This is a genomic window from Aquimarina mytili (assembly GCF_016735115.1).
Classification (GTDB): Bacteria; Bacteroidota; Bacteroidia; order Flavobacteriales; family Flavobacteriaceae; genus Aquimarina; species Aquimarina mytili.
Genome location: NZ_JAERQJ010000001.1, coordinates 896,501 through 910,759 on the forward strand (window position 1 = coordinate 896,501; position 14,259 = coordinate 910,759).

General features: G+C 34.8%; 12 protein-coding genes. 9 read left to right on the forward strand and 3 right to left on the reverse strand.

Annotated elements, in window-relative coordinates:
- The first annotated feature begins 162 nt into the window (after nucleotides 1-162).
- The 9 genes from JJQ60_RS03915 to JJQ60_RS03955 all read left to right on the forward strand — a co-directional run bounded on the left by JJQ60_RS03915 (nucleotide 163) and on the right by JJQ60_RS03955 (nucleotide 11,488).
- Nucleotides 163-558: a hypothetical protein gene (locus JJQ60_RS03915; RefSeq protein ID WP_201916822.1), complete on the forward strand. Its 396-nt coding sequence runs from the start codon at nucleotides 163-165 to the stop codon at nucleotides 556-558.
- Nucleotides 559-1,226: 668 nt separating this feature from the next.
- Nucleotides 1,227-2,009, forward strand: coding sequence for a sensor histidine kinase (locus tag JJQ60_RS03920; RefSeq protein WP_201916824.1), 783 nt, complete (start codon nucleotides 1,227-1,229; stop codon nucleotides 2,007-2,009).
- Between the two features lie 113 nt (nucleotides 2,010-2,122).
- Entirely contained in the window at nucleotides 2,123-2,773 is a 651-nt protein-coding gene (locus tag JJQ60_RS03925) for a response regulator transcription factor (RefSeq protein WP_317193988.1), read from the forward strand.
- Between the two features lie 658 nt (nucleotides 2,774-3,431).
- The gene (gene ilvD / locus JJQ60_RS03930) at nucleotides 3,432-5,108 is read left to right on the forward strand and encodes a dihydroxy-acid dehydratase (RefSeq protein ID WP_201916827.1); all 1,677 of its coding nucleotides are present in this window, start codon (nucleotides 3,432-3,434) and stop codon (nucleotides 5,106-5,108) included.
- Between the two features lie 115 nt (nucleotides 5,109-5,223).
- The gene (ilvB, locus tag JJQ60_RS03935; RefSeq protein ID WP_201916829.1) at nucleotides 5,224-6,957 is read left to right on the forward strand and encodes a biosynthetic-type acetolactate synthase large subunit; all 1,734 of its coding nucleotides are present in this window, start codon (nucleotides 5,224-5,226) and stop codon (nucleotides 6,955-6,957) included.
- A 2-nt stretch (nucleotides 6,958-6,959) separates the two neighbouring features.
- Entirely contained in the window at nucleotides 6,960-7,493 is a 534-nt protein-coding gene (gene ilvN, locus JJQ60_RS03940; protein ID WP_201916831.1) for an acetolactate synthase small subunit, read from the forward strand.
- A 208-nt stretch (nucleotides 7,494-7,701) separates the two neighbouring features.
- Nucleotides 7,702-9,177, forward strand: coding sequence for a ketol-acid reductoisomerase (ilvC, locus tag JJQ60_RS03945; protein WP_201916833.1), 1,476 nt, complete (start codon nucleotides 7,702-7,704; stop codon nucleotides 9,175-9,177).
- A gap of 101 nt (nucleotides 9,178-9,278) precedes the next feature.
- A complete protein-coding gene (gene ilvA / locus JJQ60_RS03950; RefSeq protein ID WP_201916835.1) occupies nucleotides 9,279-10,544 on the forward strand; it encodes a threonine ammonia-lyase IlvA in 1,266 nt (421 codons plus the stop codon).
- Between the two features lie 383 nt (nucleotides 10,545-10,927).
- Nucleotides 10,928-11,488, forward strand: coding sequence for a DUF3575 domain-containing protein (locus JJQ60_RS03955; RefSeq protein WP_201916837.1), 561 nt, complete (start codon nucleotides 10,928-10,930; stop codon nucleotides 11,486-11,488).
- Between the two features lie 185 nt (nucleotides 11,489-11,673).
- Here the strand turns inward: JJQ60_RS03955 and JJQ60_RS03960 are convergent, their stop codons facing one another.
- From JJQ60_RS03960 to JJQ60_RS03970, 3 genes are all read right to left on the reverse strand, one after another.
- Nucleotides 11,674-12,351 carry a bifunctional 4-hydroxy-2-oxoglutarate aldolase/2-dehydro-3-deoxy-phosphogluconate aldolase gene (locus JJQ60_RS03960; RefSeq protein WP_201916839.1) on the reverse strand — a complete coding sequence of 226 codons (678 nt, stop codon included), beginning with the start codon at nucleotides 12,349-12,351 and terminating at the stop codon, nucleotides 11,674-11,676.
- Nucleotides 12,351-13,355 carry a sugar kinase gene (locus JJQ60_RS03965; protein ID WP_201916841.1) on the reverse strand — a complete coding sequence of 335 codons (1,005 nt, stop codon included), beginning with the start codon at nucleotides 13,353-13,355 and terminating at the stop codon, nucleotides 12,351-12,353. The genes JJQ60_RS03960 and JJQ60_RS03965 overlap by 1 nt, the downstream gene beginning before the upstream one ends.
- Before the next feature lie 141 nt (nucleotides 13,356-13,496).
- Nucleotides 13,497-14,258 (reverse strand): SDR family NAD(P)-dependent oxidoreductase, encoded by a 762-nt coding sequence (locus JJQ60_RS03970; RefSeq protein WP_201916843.1) that lies wholly within the window; start codon nucleotides 14,256-14,258, stop codon nucleotides 13,497-13,499.
- Between the last annotated feature and the right edge of the window lies 1 nt (nucleotide 14,259).

The following is a 14,259-nucleotide window of genomic DNA, read 5'->3' on the forward strand; positions in this document are numbered from 1 at the left end:
TACATTTTTTATGAGTATAATACAGCTTAGTTAAGTCCTTAGTATATATCGTGTTAACAAGGGATTAAATATTTTTAAACTCTGAAAAAGGTAGGGTGTATTTGCGTAAAAGGCTGTTTTTTAAATATATTAGCGATTACTAACCCTAAAAAAAGTAATGTAATGGCAAAAAAAGTACCTAAAAAGTGTATTACAGTAGACGAAGCTAGAGAACTACAAAAAGTATGGTGTGATACACGTACACCCGAGATAGATAAATGTATTGGATTTCAAGACACCCGAGAGTTTTGGTGGAGCGTAGAAGAATTAGAGGAATATCTTAAATATGTAAAAAAACAATCCAAAAAACAAGGGATCGATGATCCTGGAATTAGAATATATTTTGGTGCGTATCCTGAATCAAAATGCAAAATGCATAGAGGATATTCTACTGTGTTTTTAGCACCAACGGGTGCACCTGCTGGTAGTTTTGGTAAAGGTGGAGATAGTGCTTCTAATAATTATGAAATACAGCCAATGAATGGTGCTGGAGCAGGCTTTCCTCCGAAAGATTATTAAAAAATGTACTTGCTAATTATTGTAAATATATTTGAACTCTTAGCTGCATTGGTAGGGAGTTATACTATGAAAAAATACCGAGTTAGAAAATTGACTCGGTATTTCGTGTATTTTTTGTGGCTTACAGTTTTTGTAGAATTAATATTTGGTTGGATTCCCTGGTTTGTTTATAAAATAGATTCAATTTCTCATTTAAAACAGACATTTTTAGGTAATAATCACTGGGCTTATAATGTTTATTTTATTATAAGTTTTTTGTTTTACATCTTTTTTTTCAAAGAAAATATACATTCAAAAAAAATAAAACTTTTCTTAAGTGTATTAATGTTTCTATATGTGATTGCTTCAACTTCAAATTTGATTTTTACAAATGTGTTTTTTGAAGGAACTTCTCCAGTTACTTACATTTTTGGAGCTATTTTAATATTCTTAAGTGTGATGCTTTATTTTTACGAAATATTGAAAAGTGATACTATTTTATCATTTCATAAAAGCCTTCCATTTTATATAGCAATAGGAGCAATGGTGTTTCATTTAATTGTTACACCGCTATTTATTTATATTCAGTATAATTCAGTGCAAAATCCGGATTTTGTTCAGGTTCGTAAAATAATACTTAATAGTGCAAATATTTTTCTGTATACTTGCTATACTATTGGTTTTATAGTATGCTCGAAAAAGAACAGATCTTATTAATAATATACTTTACCATTATTATTTCATTTTTTATAGTATTTGGTATAGTTTTCTTTATTGCCTTCCAACGCAGAAAAAATAAATTACTTCTCGATAAGTTTAAAGCCGAACAACGGTATGAAGATGAGATCTTTAAATCCCGAATAGAGATACAAGAACAGGCACTTAAAAATGTAAGTTGGGAGCTTCATGATAATATTGGTCAGTTATTGTCGACAGCTGTGATGCAAATCAATATCATGAGCACAACCATTGATAAAAATGCTACAGATTCTCTCAACGATGTACGCAAATTGGTTGGAGATAGCCTTCAGGAAATACGCAACCTGTCCAAAACCTTAAATAATGAGGTAATTCATAATATTGGTCTAGAAAAGTCGATACAAGTAGAATTGGATCGATTCGAAAAGCTTCGCTTTTTAAAAACAAAACTTTTGGTCACTGGAGAAGAGTTTCATATCGATCCTAAGGATGAGATTATTTTATACCGTATTATCCAGGAGTTTTTTTCAAATACGATAAAATATGCGGAGGCTTCAAATTTAGAAGTAGAATTGAAGTATTCTCCGGATAGTTTAGATATTAAGGTGCAAGAAGATGGTGTTGGCTTTGATATGAAATCTGTTCAGGCTAATTCTGGATTGTTAAACATGAAAAGCCGGGCTGCAATGGTTAAAGCAAATTATGAATATAAATCAGCCCCAGGTGAAGGAGTTATGCTTAGATTATCTTACCCCGCTAAGCATAAAGATTGATTTAAGTATATTTATACTCTAAAAAATACAGGAGGCTTTGGTAATTGTAACAATGCTAGATCAAATAATTGTTAATTGGATCTCCTAATTTTTTGAAAAACACACAAATAGAAATGATGAAGAAAAAGACTATAGTAATTGTTGATGATCATCTTTTGTTTGCACAATCTCTGGAGAGCTTGATAACAAAACTTGAAGAATACGAAGTTTTGGCAATTCTAAAGAACGGAAAAGAGCTTACCCAATATTATCTACATAAGAGAAAAAAACCTGATTTAATTCTTTTGGATGTAAAAATGCCGGTGATGGACGGGGTGCAAACAATGCAATGGCTCAAAAAAAATAGGCCAGAGCAAAAGGTTTTAGCACTTACTATGGAAGACGATGAAGAAACCATCATTAAAATGCTTAGAGCAGGAGCAAAGGGGTATTTATTGAAAGATATTCATCCAGAGAATTTTGAATTTGCTATGAAGATGGTTATCGAACAAGGTTTTTATTATTCTGGTAAAGTCGAAAGTGCATTAAAACATTCTGAAGGTTTTGACCCGGTTGAAGATTTTCAGGAAAGGTTAACCGATAAAGAAAGAGGGTTTTTGAAATACGCGTGTTCAGAACTTACATATAAGGATATTGCTGCAGAGATGGGATTGAGTCCTAAAACTATAGAAAACTATAGAGAGACGGTGTTTAAAAAACTACAAGTAAAAACCCGGGTAGGTTTAGTGATCTATTGTATTAAAAATAATTTATTTAAGATATAGTAAAACCCTATTTTGAAAAGCTTTGAAAGCGTATTCAAAATAGTAGGTTGAACTAATCCCGCTGTAGAGCGGGATCTATTAGGGTATTGTGTTGATTATTTTGAAAAGGATATAACTTTCATATAATTTTTCTATATTTGAATTGTATATGAAAAGCAACAACCCATATAATATAAACGTCATTAGTATTAAAGTGATTATTTCGCCTTGATGGGGATGTTTATACTATGTTAGAGATATAAAATCCCTTTTTTCTAAAAAAGGGATTTTTTTATACACATAAATTTAGAATGAATAAAGTAAAAAACAATATCGTTATCGTCATTATTATTATCGTGATTATGTATTTGCGATAAGGGATATTGATATGACTAAAGTAAAAAACTCCCTTCAAAAAGTGAAGGGAGTTTTTTTGGTTTTAACATCATGTTGAATAAAAAATTAACATATAGTGATTGTAAATATTTTGCACTTAAGTATCTGTTTATCAGTTGTTAATAAGGATATGGTGTTAAGTGGATATTGTAAGGGAATTGAATAATATACAATGGTTTAGCTACAACAAAATAATTTTATACTGTGGTTTATTTGTTAAGGTAAGAATACCGCAGTTTTTTAGTTAAAAAATTAAATAATCCTCAAAAAACTAAATATTAGAATGAGTATCAATAAATATAGTAAACAAGTCACACAAGATGACACACAACCTGCAGCACAAGCAATGTTGCATGCTATTGGTTTGACCGATGAAGACTTTACCAAACCATTAGTTGGTATTGCAAGTACAGGGTATGAAGGTAACCCATGTAACATGCATCTTAATGATTTGGCCAAATTAGTAAAGAAAGGAACTAAAGAAGAAGATGTCGTTGGATTGATTTTTAATACTATTGGAGTAAGTGATGGAATTTCTATGGGGACTCCAGGTATGCGCTTTTCATTGCCGTCAAGAGATGTAATTGCTGATTCTATGGAAACTGTCGTACAAGCTATGTCTTATGATGGTATGGTTACTGTCGTGGGATGTGATAAAAACATGCCAGGAGCATTAATGGCTATGTTACGATTAAATCGTCCGGCAATATTAGTGTACGGAGGAACAATTGCATCTGGATGTCATGAAGGTAAAAAGCTCGATGTGGTTTCAGCTTTTGAAGCTTGGGGAGAGAAAGTTGCAGGAACTATTAGTCAAACAGAATATAAAAATGTTATAGAAAAAGCTTGCCCTGGAGCAGGAGCTTGTGGCGGAATGTACACAGCAAATACTATGGCGTCTGCCATAGAAGCCTTAGGGATGTCCTTACCATATAACTCCTCTAATCCAGCAATAAGCAAAAACAAAGAAGAAGAAAGCATTGCTGCCGGTCGTGCTATGCGATTACTTTTAGAAAAAGATATTAAACCTAAGGATATAGTCACTAAAAAAGCTCTTGAGAATGCTATTCGATTAGTAACCGTTCTAGGGGGGTCTACCAATGCGGTATTACACTTTTTGGCAATTGCTCGTGCAGCAGATGTAGAATTTACGCTAGCAGATTTTCAAAGAATTAGTGATGAAACTCCTTTTCTGGCTGATTTAAAACCCAGTGGAAAATACCTTATGGAAGATGTACATGATGTTGGAGGAATCCCGGCGGTATTAAAATATCTTCTTAAGAAAGGATTGTTACATGGAGATTGCTTAACCGTAACCGGAAAGACTTTAGCCGAAAATCTACTAGAAGTTCCTGATCTTACCGAGGGGCAAGATGTAATAAAGCCTCTAGAGAACCCAATCAAACAAACCGGACATCTTAGAATTATGTTTGGAAATCTTGCAGAAGATGGATGTGTGGCAAAAATAACTGGAAAAGAAGGACTGCGTTTTGAAGGAAAAGCAAAGGTTTTTAATGGAGAGTATGCTGCAAATGACGGTATTCGCGACGGTAAAGTCGAAAAAGGAGATGTAGTCGTCATTCGATACGAAGGACCAAAAGGAGGACCTGGTATGCCAGAAATGCTAAAACCTACAGCGGCCATTATGGGAGCTGGTCTTGGTAAAGATGTAGCACTCATAACAGATGGAAGATTTTCTGGTGGAACTCATGGTTTTGTTGTAGGACATATTACTCCTGAAGCACAAGAAGGCGGCTTGATTGGTTTAGTGAAAGATGGAGATATTATTACAATTGACGCCGAAACAAATTCTATTGCAGTAGCTATTGATGATGCAGAGATTGAAAAAAGAAAAGCAATTTGGGAGCAGCCAGAACTAAAGTTTAAAAGAGGGGTATTGTATAAATATGCAAGAACGGTATCATCAGCTTCAGAAGGTTGTGTTACTGATGAATTCTAATATAATCTGGTACAGAAAGTATAGGTAGGTTTCAATTAGAAAACATTTCCGAAATGACGGGAATCAAAATGAATTTTTTTCTAGTGATTACTAGAGCTTAAATAAGAGCAAGCGTATGGAAACACAAACGCAAACAATTGAAAAGAAAACAAAAGTGGAAACAAAGCGTATGACTGGTGCAGAAGCAGTAATCAGGTGTCTTTTGGCAGAAGGAGTAGATTTGATTTATGGGTATCCAGGTGGAGCCATTATGCCAGTATATGATGAATTGTATAAGTTTCAGGATCAATTACATCATGTATTAACTCGGCACGAACAAGGTGCTACTCATGCGGCACAAGGATATGCAAGAACCAGTGGAAAAGTAGGTGTGGCTATTGCTACTTCGGGACCAGGAGCGACTAATTTTGTAACAGGGATTGCAGATGCGCAGATTGATTCTACGCCTATGGTATGTATTACCGGTCAGGTAGGGTCACATTTATTGGGATCTGATGCATTTCAGGAAACCGATATTATCGGGATCTCTACTCCAATTACGAAGTGGAACCACCAGGTGACAAAAGCAGAAGATATTCCAACTGTTTTGGCAAAAGCTTTTTATATAGCCAAATCTGGACGTCCAGGCCCTGTATTAGTTGATATCACTAAAGATGCCCAGTTTGGAGAGTTGGATTTTGCTTACGAAAAATGTAAAGGAGTGCGCAGCTATAAGCCCGTTCCTAAAACAGATCCAAAGAGTATAGAAAAAGCTGCTAAATTGATTAATGAGGCTAAAAAACCAATGATCGTTTTTGGCCAGGGTGTTATTTTAGGTGAGGCCGAAGAGGAATTAAAAAACTTTATAGAAAAATCTGGAATACCATCAGCATGGACAATTTTAGGGTTATCCGCATTGCCAACCGCACATCCTCTTAATGTAGGAATGGTTGGGATGCATGGTAATTATGGTCCAAATAAATTAACTAATGAATGTGATCTTCTATTGGCGATAGGAATGCGTTTTGATGATCGTGTAACCGGTAATTTAAATACCTATGCCAAGCAAGCTAAAATCATTCATTTTGAAATTGACCCGGCAGAGGTAAATAAAAATGTAAAAGCAGATGTTGCTGTAATGGGAGATGTAAAAAACACACTCTCGCAGATCTTGCCTTTGGTTCAATCTAATTCTCATGATGCTTGGTTACAAGAATTCAAAGATTATGATGTAATAGAATATGATAAAGTAATCAAAGAAGAATTGTTTCCTTCCAAAGATGGGCTTTCTATGGGCGAGGTACTTAGAGGAATTAATGAAGAGACCAAGGGAGATGCTGTTATAGTATCAGACGTAGGGCAGCATCAGATGATTGCCTGTCGTTATGCAGAGTTTACAACCTCTAAGAGTAATGTAACATCTGGAGGTTTAGGAACTATGGGGTTTGCCTTACCAGCAGCGATTGGTGCCAAAATGGGAGCTCCAGAGAGAGAAGTAGTAGCGATTATTGGCGATGGTGGTTATCAGATGACCATCCAAGAATTAGGTACTATTTTTCAGACTAGAGTACCGGTAAAGATTGTAGTATTAAATAATGATTTTCTTGGGATGGTGCGACAATGGCAACAGCTATTTTTTGATAAGCGATATGCATCTACAGAAATGGTGAACCCAGATTTTGTGACCATTGCAAAAGGATATCATATCGAGGCTAAAAGAGTTACCAAACGTGAGGATTTGCAAGATGCTATTGCTGAGATGATTGCTAGTAAAGAGCCTTACTTTTTAGAAGTATGTGTAGAAAAAGAAAATAATGTATTTCCTATGATCCCAACAGGAGCATCGGTTTCTGATATAAGATTAGAATAGTTATGGAAAAAGAAAATTTTACAATATCGGTATATACCGAAAATAATATAGGATTGCTTAATAGAATATCAGCGATCTTTTTAAAGCGTCATATTAATTTGGATAGTATGACTGCATCACAATCAGAAATCAAAGATGTGTTTCGATTTACTATTGCAGTAAAAGTGACCGAGGAACAGGTTAAAAAGATTGTTGGGCAAATAGAGAAGCAAATCGAGGTGATCAAAGCATTTTATCATAAAGAAGAAGATATTATTTATCAGGAAACGGCTTTGTTTAAAGTAGCTTCTAAATTGTTATTTGAAGAACGACAAATCCAAAATGTAATTAAAAATAGTAATGCGAATATAGTTACAGTAACCCCAGAATTTTTTGTAATTGAAAAGACGGGTAGGCGTAGAGAAGTACAGGCACTATATCATAAATTAGAACCGTATGGGTTAATGCAGTTTGTGCGTTCGGGTCGGATTGCTGTAACTAAGGAGAAAATGGATATTTCAAAAATATTAGAAAGTTTTACAGAAGAAGCCGTGTAAGGGATAGCAGCGACATCCTTTTATCTCTGATCCCAGAGGTTTTCGAAGGGATTTGAGATAAAAGATATAGCGGATAGCCCGACCCTAAGATGGCACTGAGTTTATCGAAGTGTCGGCTAAGGGATACACCCAAAAAGAAAAACAACTATAAATCAAAATTAAAAATCAATATCCTGTAACAGGAAAAAACAACTAATTAAGAAGGAAAATGGCAAATTATTTTAATACGCTATCATTAAGAGATCAATTAACACAATTAGGAAAATGTAGATTTATGGATGCCGATGAATTCTCGGCTGGAGTAGATGTACTTAAAGGAAAAAAAATTGTTATTGTAGGATGTGGTGCTCAAGGACTTAATCAAGGTCTAAACATGAGAGATTCTGGATTGGATATCTCTTATGCGCTTAGAGAAGCAGCAATTAATGAAAAAAGACAATCTTATGTAAATGCTACCGATAATGGTTTTAATGTTGGAACTTATGAAGAATTGATTCCAACTGCTGATGTGGTAATTAATCTTACACCAGATAAACAACATACTCAAGTAGTAACCGCAGTGATGCCGCTCATGAAAAAAGGAGCTACCCTATCGTATTCTCATGGTTTTAATATTGTTGAAGAAGGTATGCAGGTTAGAGAAGATCTAACTGTGATTATGGTGGCGCCAAAATGCCCTGGATCTGAAGTAAGAGAAGAGTATAAAAGAGGGTTTGGAGTTCCAACTCTTATTGCAGTGCATCCAGAGAATGATCCTCAAGGGCACGGTTTAGATCAGGCAAAAGCTTATGCAGTTGCAACTGGAGGAGACAGGGCTGGAGTATTAGAATCTTCATTTGTAGCCGAGGTTAAATCAGATTTGATGGGAGAGCAGACGATTCTTTGCGGTCTATTACAAACCGGATCTATTTTGTGTTTTGACAAAATGTTGGAAAAAGGAATTGATGCAGGATATGCTTCTAAATTGATTCAGTATGGTTGGGAAACTATTACAGAGGGATTAAAATACGGAGGTATCACTAATATGATGGACCGTTTATCAAATCCGTCAAAAATAAAAGCGTTTGAATTATCTGAAGAATTGAAAGATATTATGAGACCTTTGTTTCAGAAGCATATGGATGATATTATTTCTGGACATTTCTCAAAAACCATGATGGAAGATTGGGCTAATGATGATAAAAATCTATTGTCATGGAGAGCTGCAACTGGTGAAACTGCATTTGAAAAAACTGCAGCGGGAGCAGTTGAAATATCTGAACAAGAATTTTATGATCATGGAGTATTAATGGTGGCCTTGGTTAGAGCAGGGGTAGAACTGGCATTCGAAGCTATGACAGATTCTGGGATCATTGAAGAATCGGCTTATTATGAATCTCTGCATGAAACTCCACTTATTGCAAATACTATTGCTCGTAAAAAGTTATTTGAAATGAATCGTGTAATTTCTGATACAGCAGAATATGGATGCTACCTATTTGATCATGCATGTAAGCCTTTATTAGGAGGTTTTATGAAAAACATAGATACCAACGTCATTGGAAAAGCATATGATCAAGGTAAAAATAATGGAGTGGATAATGCAAAATTAATCGAAGTAAACGCAAGATTAAGAAATCACCCTATCGAAGTTGTTGGAGCCAGACTTAGAGCTTCTATGACAGCAATGAAACCTATAGTATAGATAACACTAAATTTTGTTTAGCCAAGGGTCTGTTGAAGTTTTTGAGATGTGTATTGTGTAACCTTTGATGGGCCCAGGCAAACAAATAGAATTAAATAATTATGAGCACGGTAACGACTACATATTTCCCTGAATTAGAGGATATACAAAAGGCGGCTTCTGTAATTAAAGAAGTAGCAATGGTAACTCCTTTGGTAAATAGTATTAGATATTCTAGAAGATACGGTGCCAATATTTTATTGAAAAGAGAAGATCTTCAGCGTGTTCGTTCTTATAAAATAAGAGGTGCATTTAATAAAATAAGCTCTCTTACTCAAAAAGAACTGGATAAAGGAGTGGTTTGCGCAAGTGCAGGAAATCATGCACAAGGAGTGGCATTTGCATGCAATCATTTACAAATTGATGGCACTATTTATATGCCATCGGTAACGCCAAAACAAAAAGTTGCACAGACACAAATGTTTGGAGGAGATCATGTGAAAATAGTTCTTGAAGGTGATACATTTGATGATTCTTCGAAAGCCGCAATACACTTGTGTGAATTAGAAGATAAAACTTTTGTACATCCGTTTGAAGACCCAAAAACTATAGAAGGGCAAGGTACTATTGGTCTTGAAATATTTAAACAGACCGATGATCCTATTGATTATGTTTTTGTAGCTATTGGTGGGGGAGGATTAGCCTCTGGATTATGTGGAGCATTAAAAGCGCTTTCGCCTAAAACAAAGATTATTGGAGTTGAACCCGAGGGAGCACCTTCTATGTTAACTTCTTTTCAGAATAATAAAAACACTGAAGTTTTTGATATTGATAAGTTTATTGATGGTGCTGCTGTACAAAAGGTAGGAGATCTTAACTTTGAGATTTGTAAGGAGCATTTATCCGATATGTTTACTGTACCTGAAGGGCTTGTTTGTCAAACTATACTTGATTTATATAATAGGGATGCCATAGTTGTAGAACCGGCAGGAGCACTTACACTAGCCGCGCTAGAGTTTTATAAAGATAAAATCAAAGGAAAAAATGTAGTTTGTATAGTAAGTGGTAGTAATAATGATATCACTCGAACAGCAGAAATTAAAGAAAGAGCATTATTGTATGCCGATTTGAAACACTATTTTATCGTTCGTTTTCCACAACGTGCAGGCGCTTTAAAACAATTTGTAGGCGAAGTACTTGGGCCTAATGATGATATTACTCATTTCGAATATTCTAAAAAATCAAGTAGAGAAAATGGTCCAGCTGTAGTTGGAATTGAATTGAAAGATAAAGAAGACCTCAAGCCACTTATTTCGAGAATGAAAAAATTGAATTTCTATGGAGATTATCTAAATGACAAACCTGATTTGTTTCAATTCTTGGTGTAACATTTATTAACAGCATCGATTGCAAGTAGATTGGATTTATTTTAATCTAATTGTAAGTTCTAGTTATTTAGTTATGGCGTAGTGATATACACAATCTAAACTGATATTGAAAGTAAGTAGTATGTTACTTTTTTTTTGATTTGGCCTAGGGTATTCCTGGTAATACTTGTCTAAAATATACTTTATATAAAACCTGAGATTTTTTCTCGGGCTTTTTTATGCTAATTTTTTAAAGATACTTGGGTAACATTTTTGCATTTTGTGACATTTATGGTAGTGTTTCTTTAATGGTGGAATGTAATTGTTGTTCTGTTAACAATCTTTATTACTTCAACAGATAAAAAACACAACCCTAAAATTTGAAATAACTGATTTAATTAATAATGAAAAAAACTTTTTTATTTATCGCTTTCAATATTTGCGTTGTTTTGGGTGTTCATGCCCAAGAAATATCAAACTCAATCAAAGTTAATCCGCTAGCCTTATGGGATGGCTCTGATTTATTATCTTATGAAAGAGGAATTACGAAACACTCTTCTGTGTTATTTGGTGCAGGAATAGGTAGATTCAGAGTTGGTGGTTTAAAATATAAGTCTCAAGGGGCATCTTTGCAATATCGATACTACTTTACAGAGTCAATTAACAAATTCTACTTAGGTGCACTAGCCCACTATCAAGGAGGGGAGGTTATACCCGGTGAAGAAGAGACTATTGAATTTGCTTTGGCTTTTTTCACTATTAATCGACCCATTTATTTTCATTCATTAGGAGGCGGTATTAAATCGGGATATCAATTGGCTAATAAAGGTGGTCTCACGTTAGATCTCAATCTAGGGATTAGCTATATGCCATTTAATTATAAAGATCATGGTACAATTACGGTAAAGTTAAAAGAAAATGGTATCATACCAACGTTTGGATTTGGTCTGGGGTACTCATGGTAATCACTATTCTGTTATCATTTTAGTACCCGTTTTTTTGATACATTATATTATTAATAATAAAAAGAACCCCTTGTTAATTCAACAAGGGGTTTTTCGACATTAGCTAATAGCTGAGTCGTTCAAGAGTAATCTAATTTCAGTTTTGATTTATTACATAACTAAAACACAAAACACAAAACATAAAATCAACTTTCTTTTTTTAATTTTTGTACTATCTGAATTGATTTATAAGTTAATTTCTCAATCATCTCATAGTCAAAATCACCATTACTGTTTTTAACGATAAGTTTTGATCCCATCCCTACACAATGAGCTCCTGAAAGGAACCAGTTTCTTAAATTTTCTTCTTCAGGAGTAACGCCACCACTAGGCATGATACTTGACCATGGACAAGGAGCTTTAATACTTTTAATAAAATCAGGACCTCCTATTTGAGCCGCAGGAAAAATCTTCACAACTTCTGCTCCAAGTTCTTCGGCATAATTGATCTCTGTTAACGTGGCGCAACCAGGTAGCCAAGCAATTTTTCTTCGATTACAGACTTTTGCGATATCGGGATTTAGTATCGGTGATACGATAAAATTAGCTCCTTTTTGAATATAAAGAGAAGCGGTTCCCGAATCGACTACAGATCCAATACCAAGAATCATATCTGGAAGATTTTTAGCACACCACTCGATAACCTTAGAAAATACGTCTTGAGCATTATCGCCTCTATTCGTAAATTCAAATACTCGTGCACCTCCATTATAACATGCTTTAATCACTTTTTGAACGATTTCAGGGTCATGATAATAAAACAATGGAACTATCCCTGTTTGACTCATGGTTTGCGTGACTTCTATTCTTGTATATTTTGCCATTATCGTATGATTCGACCACTCAGGTTACCCTGAATAATATTCAGTATTTCTTTTTCGGTAACTAAATTAGCATCACCTTCAATCGTATGTTTAATCGCACAAGAGGCATTAGCAAACTCAAGTGCCATGACATCATCATAGTGTAAAAGACCATGAATTAATCCCGCAGCATAAGCATCACCTGTACCAATTCTATCAATTACATGAGTAATTTCTAACTCATCTGTTTGAGCATAGTCATTTCCATTCCACATTCTGGCTCTTATTTTATGCCAATTGGCATTAATAGATATTCTGGTCTTATCAAATACCTTTTTTATACTTGGATGTTCACTCATCAATAACTTGCTTCCTGCAATAAAACCTTCTTTAGTATGTGCAAATGTAGTGGTTAGTAGTTCATTTATTTCATTAGGACCGCCAATAAAAATATTGGACATACTTACTAACTCATTAAGAGTTTCAAATGCATTCTTTTCGTAGTTCCATAAATTACTTCGATATGCTGGGTCTGCAGATATTGTAATTCCTTTATTATTAGCGACCCTAAGCCCTTCTTTAAGCGCTTTATAAGCATTATAGGATAGGGCAGGAGTAATACCAGTCCAATGGAACCAAGTACAATCTTCAAGAATTGTAGGCCAATCTATCTCTTTTGGGTCAATGTTACTAAACGCAGTTTGAGATCTGTTGTATGATATTGTACTAGATCTCATCACCGCGCCTACTTCCAGAAAATATAAACCTAAAGGATGTTCAGAATTGATAATTGAGCTTGTATTTACACCAAACTTTTGGAGGTAACTTTTTGCAGCATCACCTACAAAATCATTAGATACAGCGGTAATATGCTGTGTTGCATTACCTAATTGAGATAGAGAAATTGCAACATTAGCCTCTGTTCCGCCAAAGTAATACTCTAGTTGGTTAGATTGTTTTAATTTTTTATTTCCCAGTGGAGCAATACGCATTAAAACTTCTCCAAAGGTTACTACTTTCTCCATTTTCAACTTTGATTTATTTGTTGATCTAGACTTTTAATTAACATCCGGATCTACATTTATATTAGTATTATATCCCAAAATAAAGGTTATTAAGTGCTGGTTAACTAATTTACTATTTTAACGTTATAAAATTCTTTATTTTTAAATCCCTAAAGCCTGTCCTCCTCCAATTTGAATTGTTTCAGCCGTTAAAAAGGCTGCATCATTACTTGCTAAGAAAGAAACCACAGAGGCTACATCTTCGGGTTGGCCTAATCGTCCTAGTAAAATATTATTTTTCCATGAGGCAAAAACTTCTGGTTTTGTAGATTTAATTTGCGCGTGGAATGGCGTGTCAATTGTACCGGGAGATACTGCATTTACTCTAATTCCATACTCTGCTAGATCTTTTGCTAATGCCCTGGTTATTGCATTAACAGCTGCTTTAGAGGTTCCATAGATTCCAGCTCCAGGTCCACCGGCAGTCCATCCTGCATTAGATGTATAGTTAATTATAGAGGCGTTATCTCCTTTTTTAAGAAAAGGAATAGCGGCTCTTGAAGCAAAGAAGGTAGAGTCAAGGTTTAATGCCATTACGGCTCTGTAAAACTCTGTTGTCATTTCTTCGAATCTTGACCTTCCTCCTAATCCACCGGCATTATTCACGAGCACATCAATTTTACCATACTTTTCTCCAATAGCATTAATGTTTGATGTTACAGCTTCTTCGTTTGTAACGTCAAATCCATAGTACTCTGCAGTTATTCCTAGTGCGGTAAGCTCTTCTATTCTTTCAGCTCCTTTATCATCCTCTATACCATTTAATATTACAGTATATCCATCGTTGCCTAATCTTTTTGCAACTTCAAAACCGATACCACCGGTAGCACCAGTTACAACGGCAACTTTTCCATTTAAATTCATT

Coding starts and splice junctions, on each gene's coding strand:
- ilvB (WP_201916829.1), top strand. CDS start 5,224: ATGGAAACACAAACGCAAACAATTGAAAAGAAAACAAAAGTGGAAACA.
- ilvC (WP_201916833.1), top strand. CDS start 7,702: ATGGCAAATTATTTTAATACGCTATCATTAAGAGATCAATTAACACAA.
- JJQ60_RS03915 (WP_201916822.1), top strand. CDS start 163: ATGGCAAAAAAAGTACCTAAAAAGTGTATTACAGTAGACGAAGCTAGA.
- ilvA (WP_201916835.1), top strand. CDS start 9,279: ATGAGCACGGTAACGACTACATATTTCCCTGAATTAGAGGATATACAA.
- JJQ60_RS03955 (WP_201916837.1), top strand. CDS start 10,928: ATGAAAAAAACTTTTTTATTTATCGCTTTCAATATTTGCGTTGTTTTG.
- JJQ60_RS03960 (WP_201916839.1), bottom strand. CDS start 12,351: ATGGCAAAATATACAAGAATAGAAGTCACGCAAACCATGAGTCAAACA.
- ilvN (WP_201916831.1), top strand. CDS start 6,960: ATGGAAAAAGAAAATTTTACAATATCGGTATATACCGAAAATAATATA.
- ilvD (WP_201916827.1), top strand. CDS start 3,432: ATGAGTATCAATAAATATAGTAAACAAGTCACACAAGATGACACACAA.
- JJQ60_RS03965 (WP_201916841.1), bottom strand. CDS start 13,355: ATGGAGAAAGTAGTAACCTTTGGAGAAGTTTTAATGCGTATTGCTCCA.
- JJQ60_RS03920 (WP_201916824.1), top strand. CDS start 1,227: ATGCTCGAAAAAGAACAGATCTTATTAATAATATACTTTACCATTATT.
- JJQ60_RS03970 (WP_201916843.1), bottom strand. CDS start 14,258: ATGAATTTAAATGGAAAAGTTGCCGTTGTAACTGGTGCTACCGGTGGT.
- JJQ60_RS03925 (WP_317193988.1), top strand. CDS start 2,123: ATGATGAAGAAAAAGACTATAGTAATTGTTGATGATCATCTTTTGTTT.